This is a genomic window from Nostoc sp. DedQUE09 (assembly GCF_034530915.1).
In the GTDB taxonomy this organism is placed as follows: domain Bacteria; phylum Cyanobacteriota; class Cyanobacteriia; order Cyanobacteriales; family Nostocaceae; genus Nostoc.
Window position 1 is genome coordinate 58,905 of record NZ_JAVRCE010000040.1, and the last position, 10,654, is coordinate 69,558.

Sequence of the window (10,654 nt, forward strand, 5' to 3'; positions counted from 1 at the left end):
TTTTTGAGTTCAAAGCTTATGAAAAGTCAGCTCAGATAACAGCAGTAGATAATGCAATTCTGACTGTAAAAATTTATTCAAAATAGCTGTACTTAGCTGTGGATGAGTATTAAAAATACAGCTAAAAAAGATTTGCATAAATTATTGAATTGATTGTGCTGTATTTGCAGCTAACTTTCTTTTTGCTAATGAACTTAACTCAATGGCAAGACTTACGAGTAGAAAACAAGCATAGTCTTCTATCTCTTAGTTTTATGACAACTGTAAAAGGGGTACTCCGGGTTTTAAACGATATCCACAGTTCCACAAAGATTGTCACACTGTTGCATACTAAACAGACCTTAAATCCTTATTAACCAACAACGCAGCCGAAGAAGCTCTTTTACGCTTGCGTATCGAGACAGCACCAAACATAGTGCAACTAAACAGGGAACCTAGAATTGTTGAGGGTTCTGGTACAGTATAGACGCTCACTTGATTAATTTTAGATTCTATTAATAATAAACGAGTTGACTTATCAAAAGTACGGGAATATTTACCCTTAAAGTTAGTCAAAGCATATTCCTGTGTTCCGCCAAAAGATTTATCAATAGAAGTCTGACTTGAATCCAGAGTTATGTTACTACTCGGTTCAAATACAAAAGCATCATTGTTACCTATAGTTGATAAATTTCCAGAAATATTGAAAGAGTCCAAAAGATTACCACTATCTCTGTCGTATAACTGATATAAGAACTCTCCACGAGCATTTGCACGTTCAGTGGATATATCATCAATGGATGTTTCAAGCTTAAATAAGCCACTGAAATCAAAAGAAAATTCTTTGTCTACTATAAAATCGTAACCGATAATCGCAGCGAAGCTTTCTGCCGACCCTGTATAGCCATCACCCTGACCTTGAGCTTGGCTGAAGGACAAATTAGAGGCAGAGTTGTTTGCATCGATATTAAACTTAGCTTCAGCGTTAGCATCAGCAGTTACTTGACCACCTGTGCTAATTGCTGTGGTCACATTATCAGTCAAAGTCTTAACATTTAAAGGGCTGCTACTAAAGTTGTTAATGTTGAATCTTGACTCAGAATATGCAAGGGTAGCAGCTTGGCTCGGTAAGGTCGCCAATATCGAAGTAGCGATCGCTGGAGTAGCCAATGCCAAAAAACGCTTTACAACTTTGGTGTACTTTTTCATACAATTTTTTGTTTTTCTTTTATGATGTTAAGATTGCAAATTTGTCATGCTTATCTACGGACTTACTAATGAGTAAGAGCCAAGTATAGGCAAGCAAGATGGGCAGCTTGGGAACTTTCCAAGCCATGTTTGTCTTATGTAGAAGAAATCTTCTATTTAAGGACTAATTTTTATTTACCATTTCTGCACCTTTATATAAGTAATAACCGTATAAGTAATTTAGTTATTAAACCTGGGGTGCAGTTAATTGGTTACATATTTATACTAGTCGTGCATCTACTAGTTTGTTGTAAAGCTTGAGTAAAAAAGAGCATTTTTTAATTGGAATTTACGTAAGGATTCAGTAGGGAAAAGTTCACAAATTCAGTAGGGAGGAGTTCACATAAATGATGTTGGTGCCAGAACATCCTTTGATGAGCAAGCAATTCACTGTAAAATCAAGCAATGCTCGCCTGTACCAATTATCGAAGTCAGGATTGGTATCAATGCGGTTTACTGCTTAAGGTGCATAGTCTAAAGATCCCCCTTAGTGGCACAGTTGTACTAACCTTTTCTGCCAGAAGATGAAGCGCATCTGTGTTTAAATTTGAACTCCTAATTTGCGACGATTTTACGCAAAGCTGGACTAAGAATCATGAATAGCTAACGGCAACAACAAGCGACTGACTACCCGATTATCTGGTAACTGATAGAAATTCAACTCTCCTCCTAGTTCTTGCATGAGATTTTGGCAGATCACCAGATGTAAAGCTGGTGGTTGGTCAAGCTTGGAGGGAGCAAGCGCATCTTTAGGTGTATTATCATGTAGTTCTGTGAGTAGCTGTGGTTCGATCGCACCGTTATATGTGATCGATAGTTCTAGCGATGTTTGATGTTCAGCCGCTCCAGTTGTAGAAGAAGAATATTTTATATCTAAGGGTTTTGACGGGTCTAAACGGCGACACCAAATATCAATTCTGCTACCAGTTTGAGAACGGTTACAGGCAGTAATCAATAATTCATGGATAACTAATTCAATTTTGACAATATCACCAGCGATCGCCATTGCAGATTGAGTGCTGGAGGGAGGAACGCCTCTAACTAATGAAGAATTCTTGGGCGATTCTTGCTCATCAATCGGTTGTCCCAAACCATGTACACCAATCCACAGCTTTTGTTGTTTAAGTAAATTCTCGATCCGTTCGAGCGATCGCTTCAGTAAACTGGCTATGGGCATCGTTTCCCAACTAATATGTAGCTGCCAGTGTTCGAGTTTTAGCATTCCACTCATGGAGGCGGCTGTATGGTCTAACTGCCGCAGCAATAGCTGGTAGCGCATCTGAGTCAGTTCATTCGCAGGAATGCCCAAATCATGTATTTGTTTAAGGGAGTGCGCCGTTATTCTTTGAATTTCCTCTAGGCGACGATGTTTGTACCAGTTAAGTTGTCGTAATTCTTCTGTTGTGGATTCTAAAAGTCGGGTAATTTGCTTTTCACGACGCCACCAAGCTAATTGAGAAATCAGAGTTGCTGTTGCACTGAGGTTTTGTTCTGACCAGCGACGCTCTTGATAGTCTGCTAACAGCACTACACTAGTGGTTTCATAATCAGCAGTTGTACGTAATGCCATCACCAAAATTTGACCTTTGTCTGGAATATTCAACCATTTCCGAGTTTCCGGGGGTAAATTATCCACCTTCAAAGTCAGATAATTCTCCGTAACAAGTGCCCATTGAATTAAGGCTTCAGCTTGGATAGGAATAGATGCATCAGAAAAAATCCCAAATTGGCTATTGTCAATCACTCCAGGGATAATTTCTGCCCAACTCTCACCAGGCGCCCAGGATAGCATTAGCGCGAGAGGACAAGCCAAAATTGATGCTATTTGTTCAAGTGCTGTACGTTCTAAATGCTTTTTTTCGACCTCAATCCTGTTCTGGGATTGTGTCAGAATACGTAAGCATTGCTCAAATGCCTGGGAAGTTTTTTGCTGCTGGGTAGTACGGTTATGTAATTGCCACTGACGAACAATTACACCAATCTGCTGACTGACGGCCCACAGCAATTCTTTTTCTAGGGTTGTCCAAGAACGATGGCTTTCATGAGTAATCACCAAAAGTGCTGCTGGTATATGTTCATGAGTGCATTTACAAACAAGTAGCGATCGCACACCATTCTCTAACAACGAGGGACGCCAGTTAAAAAAGCGTAAATCTTCATCTAAGTTCTCAATTTCCAGCGCTTGAGTTGAATTTTGCAAAAGCTGCCCATCTAATTCTTTGAGAGTATGAAGGGTAAATGTCAACGGTCGACGATTTTGGGGCTGACTTTGGTAAATAAATTGATAATTCTTCTGTTCAGGGTCATACTGCAACAGCAAAAAGCGGGTAGCACCTAATCGAGCTAAAACTCTTTTAGCACAACTATATAAAGTTGTCTGAAGGTCATGTTCGCTATAGATACCTTGAGCAACTTGGCTAGTCAGTTGAGCATCCTCTTGAATCTGTTTGATAGTGCTTTCCATGCTTTCAGTAGGTGCAACCAGAGAAATTAAACCAGCAACACCCTGGACGAAATTTTTGTCTGTGTCTGTCCAGATGCGAGGTTCATTGCTTTCCACTGCCAGAAAACCGACTAAGTTCTTTTGCCAAATAATCGGAGCTGCCAAGAGCGATCGCACGTTCAAACGTTGCAGCAATTTAGCCGTAAAATGGCTTTTTAAAGAACTGCGGGCATCACCAATGGAGACTATTTGGTTAACTGCCAAAGCATAATAAAAATCGCTCAAGTCCTGTACAGTCATTCCCGCTGCTTGCTGACTGCTAGAATTGCGATCCATTTTCACCAACTGATTGCTCATTCTACACCAAAAGTAGCGCCCTTCTCGCTCAAACCAGTAAACATTTGTCCGATTGGGGGAGACAAATTTATGAGTTGCTTGCACCGCTGCTTCAAGCCTTTGATTCAAGTTACTGAGGGTGCGTAAATTTTCTAGCAATTCTAATAATGGCTCGTCAGTTCGCCTGGTTTGCTTTTGGTGCTTATGCATCTCATTTTGATAAAGCACTGCCCCCAGTTCACCTAAAACCATCATCAAACGTGCTTTTGTTTCTCCTGTCAGTAAGTAGCCCCAGCGTTCTGAACCCAGTAATACCAAGCCCAAGCAACGGTCTTTGTAGCGAATTGGTAAAATAATCGTTCCTTGGATGTGGAATTTTTCGGCTATTTTTCGCCATTCGGCGGCGCGGATTTCAGTTTGCAAATCAGCTACGCCTAAAGGATGCTGTTCAATTACTACTTGTTCTAATAAATCCCCAGGACTGAGAACAACTCTTTGGCGTAAAAAGCTCATGTCGCGATCGGGTGTGATGCCTCCTTTTCCGAATAATATGTGATTCAGGCGATCGTAAAGAGCAATCCAAATCAGTTTGTAGTCAAACTCTTCTTTAAGATAAGAAATAGTAGTTTCAATCAGAACGTCAACATCTTCTTCTTCTCTGAGGCTTTGGAGGACGCGCCCCAAAGAGAGGATCTGCTGTTCGGCGGCTATAGGTTTTTGTGGCTGCCCCATCTGATTTATTGGTTAACATAACTTGTAATATATAAGATGCCCAAAAAAGCACCCTGAGTAATATTGCCACAAGTGTTTAATATTGAACCTGGACAGGTTAATAGAAAATTAAGCTAATAGTCATTCAAATTGCATTCCGCATCTTTGCGTCTTTCTAGCGATTTGAACTATACAACTTAAAATCGCTGCCCCCTGAATGTTTAACTCAAATAAAATAACTTTTGCATGAAGTATCTTTTATGCCCAAGTGGGTAATTTTCTTGAAAACCAAATACAGTGTAGCCTTGAGATTCATAAAATTCCTTAGCTTGAAAGTCTAATGTCTCAAGATGAACCCCTACACAGTTTTGCTTTTGACCTTCTTTTTCAGCAATTTTAAGGATATTGCTTCCAATCCCTTTGCCGCGTAAGCTTTCTTGAACAACTAAGACTCTAATATAAAGCCAATCGCAACCGATTTCGCCCAGAACTCCACCAACAATCAAGCCTAATTCATCTCGTGCAAAAACTGCTACAGGTTGCCACTCTGACAACGGAAAAAAATTTTGATTGAACTGGCGAATCATTTGGATGAGGGTCATCCGATCGTGCTGAGTTACTTCCTGTTCTACCTGAACTGTAATCATCCTGATTTTGCTTCTGGGTAAGGTTTTGACTAATACTCATTGCCTACTCGTACATAATTTCAGAGTGAATTCTGACTTCTGATTTCTGAGTTTTTCTTTATAAAAGCTAATGGATATTTATAAATTTGCAATTAGTCCGCTTTTGTTCAATGTGGTAAAAACAGACCCGGAGTGGTTACATCAGCAGACGATTCGCAGTTTAAATTGGCTATCGCAAACGCCTTCTAGTTGGGTAAACCAACGCTTAAAGAAGTCTTTATCCCTGTACGATTCACGTTTAGAACAAAATTTGTTTGGGCTAAACTTTCCAAATCCTGTAGGGTTAGCAGCTGGCTTCGACAAGGATGGAGTCGCTGCGGGCATTTGGTCTAACTTGGGTTTTGGCTTTGCAGAACTAGGAACTGTAACTTTTCACGCACAGCCCGGAAATCCGCCTCCCCGTTTGTTTCGCCTACCGTTGGATAAAGCTGCTCTAAATCGGATGGGTTTTAATAACAGCGGTGCAGCAGTAATGGCGGCACGTTTGGAACAAGGAAAGCATGAGTTAAGCCGAGCAATACCCATAGGGATAAATTTGGGTAAATCTAAGATAACTCCCCTAGAAGCAGCCGCACAGGATTATCTCGATAGTTTTCGTTTACTCAAGGATTTGGGAGACTATTTTGTTGTTAATGTCTCTTCTCCCAATACACCAGGGTTGCGATCGCTCCAAGATGCTTCTATGCTCAGTGCCATCTTAGATTTATTACAACAAGAAAATACTACACAAAAACCAATTTTTGTCAAGATAGCCCCAGATTTATCATGGGAAGCGATCGCTGACATCATAACTCTTGCTAAAACCTACCAACTAGCGGGAATTATCGCCACTAACACTACCATCAGCCGTGATGGACTGAAAACCCAGGTGATTGACCAAACTGGCAAATCACCCCAGGAAGAAGCCGGCGGAATTAGCGGTGAACCATTGCGCGATCGCTCCACTGAGGTAATTCGTTTTATTTGGCAGCAAACCCAAGGACAAATCCCAATTATTGGGGTTGGTGGTATTTTTTCCTCAGAAGATGCTTGGGAAAAAATTACTGCTGGTGCTAGTTTGATTCAGGTTTATACAGGCTGGATTTACGAAGGACCACTGATGGTACGCCGGATTCTAGCAGGTTTACTTTCCAAGCTAGAACAAAGCGGATTAAATTCCATCAACGAAGCTGTGGGTTTACAAACAAATATTCCAAAATTCTAATTACGAATTACGAATTACGAATTGTTTTACCCTTCTTCCTCCACTGGGAAAAACTCTTTAGTTTTTTCCGAGAATGACCAGGCAATACCATCAGGGTCTTTGCTGCGACTCCACTCAGGAAACTCTGGATCGTTTCGTCGTTTATAAACCGTGCTGGAATAAACATTTAGCCGTTTAGCAAGTTCAGATTGAATCAGAGAGCCAAAAATTAACTGTTTTTCCAGCGATCGTTTAGCTTCTTCATGGGCTTGCTGTGGGAGTGATTCGGTTTCTGGTTCTTCCTCCTGCGGGGTTGGTGGTGGTGCTAATAGCGATCGCGCAGTTTTAGTAACTGGTTGAGCCGGAAGTTCTTTAACAGGCTCACTACTATCGAGAATATTGCCGAGAATGCTGGCAGTTATAAAGTAATAAGACTGCCCTGCCTCTTCAGAGTTCACTATACTGGCACCAAATTCCGAGGCTTTAGCATCCAAGTAGCGTTTTGCCGTTGTTCCAGGAAAATTGCCCCTGATTGCCAAGTCCATTGGCGTAAGTCTGCCTTGATTTTCACGAACCAATTGATGAAAAATTGGGTTAACTCGCACAGTCCACTGTTGCCATTGATATTCCTGCCAAAGCTTGAAGGCAATTACTAGCACAATTACCGCTAGTAAAATTCTCCAAGTGGCAACTAGGAAAATAATCAAAAACGAGATGGGCAAAAGTAGAACGAGAAAAGCCTTACCGTTATCTTCTATGGGTTTCTCACTCATGCCGATTTTTGCCAAGTGAATTTTGGGAAATAATATTATTATATTGGCAAAAATTGAGACACTTTTTTGTATCGTTTGGCAAAGTTGCGGCAAAATTTTAGGCAAAAGCTTTATTCAGCAAGCGTTATAGGCTTATTACCTTTTTGCTCATATAAGATTGGTCTGCGATGCCTACGGCGGTAAACTACGCGCAAAAGTTTTTTGCCAGAAAAAATAAGGGGTTGAGATGTATGGCGATCGTAATACATCTCAGCTTTTCTTTCCAAAGCAATAATTCTAAATTTGCTTGCCAGACCCTTGACAACGTATAATACATGTACTACATTAATAATACAAGTCAACTTTTATTAGGAAGTTAGCTTTCACCTGACAATTCAGGTCATCTGGAAAAGCCCACGAAAGACCTAACCCCCTAGCCCCCTTCCCGTGTCGGGAAGGGGGAAAATTCAAAGTCTCTCTCCTTGTAGGAGAGAGATTTAGAGAGAGGTTTTCCAGATCCCGTGAAAAGTCAGAGCTTTCACCAGTAGCGAATAGCTCAAATGGCAGAGCGCCCACCTTGCCCGGAAGGGCCGACGTATCGAGGGTTATCGCATATAACTAAAACACCCCCGATCAAACTTCTGGAGGTGTAGGTAAAAATCCTACTTCGTTACAGCAAATTTAATGCTGAATTTTGAATTTATATGTAGTGGGTAGCTCAGTGGATAGAGCGCCTAAATATCCTTATTCACACCTTGCCTGAAAAGGCCGACGAATTGAGGGTTATCGCCTGCCAAGCGGGAGGTCGCGGGTTCAATTCCCGCTCCACTACACCAAATCTAGTCCTGAATTTTGAATTTTGAATTTTGAATTTTCATGTGGCGGGTAGCTCAGAGGTAGAGCGCTAAACATCCTTGTTCACCCCTTGCCTGCAAAGGCCGACGAATTAGGGTTATCGATTAGGGTTCGAGAGGTCGCAGGTTCAAATCCTGCTCCGCTACACCAAATAATTTTGATAAATTTAAAATCCAAAATCGTTCGACTGAGCGTAGCCGAAGTCCAAAATCCAAAATTTTCATGTGGCAGGTAGCTCAGTTTGGATAGAGCGCCGAAAAACATCCTTGTTCATACCTTGCCTGAAAAGGCCGAAGAATTAGGGTTATCGCCTGATAAGCCGGATGTCGCAGGTTCAAATCCTGCTCTGCCACCTTTCATTTTTGCCTGCAAGGGCCGGGAGATGAAACGATGAATTACAATTTTTTCACTAAAAAGAAAGCAACTACACCTCAAAATCAACCTATCCCCGGACGAGAAGCCGAAATGGTTCAGGGACGTTCCGGCGGCTGGATGTTTGATGCTGGTATTTGGAAAATGCTGCGCCGTTGTCTGTTGGTTGGCACAGCAAAAAGCACTTACTACGCTGGTAAACAGGAATTAACTGAGGATTTTGTGACAGTTGTAAGACTTGCTGTTGCCGAAAATCCTGGTCGTGTAGCAGAAGAAATTTTGTATGCTAGCGATGGACGCGCTATCAATAACAGTGCGCCTATCTTGGCTTTAGTGTTGCTATCGATGGGTGAAGCACCAGCAGCAAAACAGGCGTTTGGTGAAATTTTCCCGCAAGTTGTCCGCACTGGCAGCCACTTTTATGAATGGTTGAACTACACCAAATCTCTGCGGGGATTTGGCAAAGTAGTGCGGGAAGCTGGTAAAACTTGGCTCTCAAGGAAAGATGTCAAGGGTTTAGCTTATCAATTATTGAAATATCAACAGCGTCAAGGCTTTTCCCACCGAGATGCGTTGCGGTTGTTCCATGTCAAACCGCCTACAGAAAATCACCGTCAACTATTTGAGTGGGTAGTTAGAGGCTGGGAAGAATTGCCAGCAGATATCCCCTCAGAAGCGTTAGCGCAGATTTGGTGGTATGAGTGGCTGAAGCGGAATCCTACCCAAACCCATGAAGCTATTTCCCAAGGACGTTTAACCCACGAAATGGCTGCACCTGTGGGCAAAATGGACAAGCTTGCTTGGCAGCTACTATTTCAGGAAATGCCAATAGGTGCAATGTTGCGTAACCTGGGTTCTTTAACCGAACTAGGTGTGTTACGAGCTGATGAAAGCGCCAACTTGCTGCGAGTGGAAGCAGTTCTTAACAACAAGGAACATCTGCGTAAAGGTCGCATCCATCCAATTGATGTTTTGAAAGCACTCAAAACATATCAATCTGGTGGGGCATTAGGACGTAGTAAGAAAACTTGGAATCCAGTTCCTCGGATTGTAGACATATTAGAAAAGGCGGTTGAACTGTCTTTTGATGTTGTGCAACCCACAGGTAAAGTGTTCATGCACGCCGTGGACGTTTCTGGTTCTATGGGTAGCATGGTTGCAGATATGGGACTGACTTGCTGTGAAATAGCCACCACAATGGCACTGGTAACGGCAAAAGCAGAGAAAAACTACATGATTCGCGGCTTTGCTACCGAATTCCGTGAATTAGGTATCACTGCTAAAGATAGTTTTAGTTCTGCGGTTCGCAAAGCTAGCAACCAAAACTTCGGTGGAACTGATGCATCGGTAGCTTATGACTGGATGATTAAGAATAAATTTAAAGCTGATGTAGTCTGCTTTTGGACTGACTCGGAAAGCTGGGCTGGGTATAAGCATCCAAGTCAAGCGCTGAAGGAGTACCGCAAAAAGGTAAATCCTAACGTCAAGGCGGTGTATGTCACCTTGACACCTTACCAAATTACCTTGGTAGATCCTGAAGATTCGCTGTCTTGGGATTTGGCAGGGTTCGACCCAGGTACACCTCGGATCGTTCAGATGCTAGCTACGGGTGAATTGTAGATATTGCTGGAGGGTAAAGGATGAAACACTTTATCCTTCATACTTCATGGCGGGTTATCCTTGTTCGCAACTTGCCTTTCGGGGCCGAAGAATTTAGGGTTATCGGTTACGTCTCCACCATTGTGGGGATTAGCGGGTTCAATCCCCGCACCCGCCTTTGTTTTTGATTTTTACCTCACGCAAAGAAGAAGGCGATTTAATTTTTGAATGGTCGTTTTTCTATTTCAGCGATGGGTAAGAGTAGGGTGTCTTCGATGTGCGATCGCATTTTCTCAGAAGCACTATTGAGGCAATCGACAAGCAACAGGCAAGCTTCGTGATACTGCCTCAGTAATTCCTCCTGTTGCTCTGAGAATGGCTTGAAAACTTTGATCCCATGCAAGGCATAATCTAGGTTACGATATTTAACTACCTGTAAGAGACTATTTATAAAGTAAATCTAAAGAAGGCTAGCCAAGTATAATTGCAA

The 10,654-nt window shown here is 42.0% G+C and carries 7 protein-coding genes and 3 tRNA genes; 5 read left to right on the forward strand and 5 right to left on the reverse strand.

Translation table 11 applies throughout. The features are described 5' to 3' along the window. Positions 1–330: 330 nt before the first annotated feature. The 3 genes from RMY27_RS22830 to RMY27_RS22840 form a co-directional block, all read right to left on the reverse strand. Positions 331–1,188: a PEP-CTERM sorting domain-containing protein gene (locus RMY27_RS22830; protein WP_322667064.1), complete on the reverse strand. Its 858-nt coding sequence runs from the start codon at positions 1,186–1,188 to the stop codon at positions 331–333. A 625-nt stretch (positions 1,189–1,813) separates the two neighbouring features. Then, a complete protein-coding gene (locus RMY27_RS22835) occupies positions 1,814–4,738 on the reverse strand; it encodes a GAF domain-containing protein (protein ID WP_322667066.1) in 2,925 nt (974 codons plus the stop codon). A 200-nt stretch (positions 4,739–4,938) separates the two neighbouring features. Continuing rightward, a complete protein-coding gene (locus RMY27_RS22840; protein ID WP_322667068.1) occupies positions 4,939–5,364 on the reverse strand; it encodes a GNAT family N-acetyltransferase in 426 nt (141 codons plus the stop codon). Between the two features lie 109 nt (positions 5,365–5,473). Between RMY27_RS22840 and RMY27_RS22845 the strand changes: the two genes are divergently transcribed. After that, positions 5,474–6,607 carry a quinone-dependent dihydroorotate dehydrogenase gene (locus RMY27_RS22845; RefSeq protein ID WP_322667070.1) on the forward strand — a complete coding sequence of 378 codons (1,134 nt, stop codon included), beginning with the start codon at positions 5,474–5,476 and terminating at the stop codon, positions 6,605–6,607. A 26-nt stretch (positions 6,608–6,633) separates the two neighbouring features. Here the strand turns inward: RMY27_RS22845 and RMY27_RS22850 are convergent, their stop codons facing one another. Continuing rightward, positions 6,634–7,359: a hypothetical protein gene (locus tag RMY27_RS22850; protein ID WP_322667072.1), complete on the reverse strand. Its 726-nt coding sequence runs from the start codon at positions 7,357–7,359 to the stop codon at positions 6,634–6,636. A 685-nt stretch (positions 7,360–8,044) separates the two neighbouring features. Here RMY27_RS22850 and RMY27_RS22855 point away from each other — a divergent pair. The 4 genes from RMY27_RS22855 (at position 8,045) to RMY27_RS22870 (ending at position 10,185) form a co-directional block, all read left to right on the forward strand. Continuing rightward, positions 8,045–8,174, forward strand: a tRNA-OTHER gene (locus RMY27_RS22855). A 42-nt stretch (positions 8,175–8,216) separates the two neighbouring features. Then, a tRNA-OTHER gene (locus RMY27_RS22860) sits at positions 8,217–8,343 on the forward strand. A 75-nt stretch (positions 8,344–8,418) separates the two neighbouring features. Continuing rightward, positions 8,419–8,546: transfer RNA gene (locus tag RMY27_RS22865), tRNA-OTHER, on the forward strand. 37 nt (positions 8,547–8,583) lie between these two features. Beyond that, a complete protein-coding gene (locus tag RMY27_RS22870; protein WP_322667074.1) occupies positions 8,584–10,185 on the forward strand; it encodes a TROVE domain-containing protein in 1,602 nt (533 codons plus the stop codon). Positions 10,186–10,381: 196 nt separating this feature from the next. Here the strand turns inward: RMY27_RS22870 and RMY27_RS22875 are convergent, their stop codons facing one another. Further along, on the reverse strand, positions 10,382–10,567 hold the full coding sequence (locus tag RMY27_RS22875) for an NACHT C-terminal helical domain 2-containing protein (protein ID WP_322667075.1): 186 nt from the start codon (positions 10,565–10,567) through the stop codon (positions 10,382–10,384). Positions 10,568–10,654 lie beyond the last annotated feature (87 nt).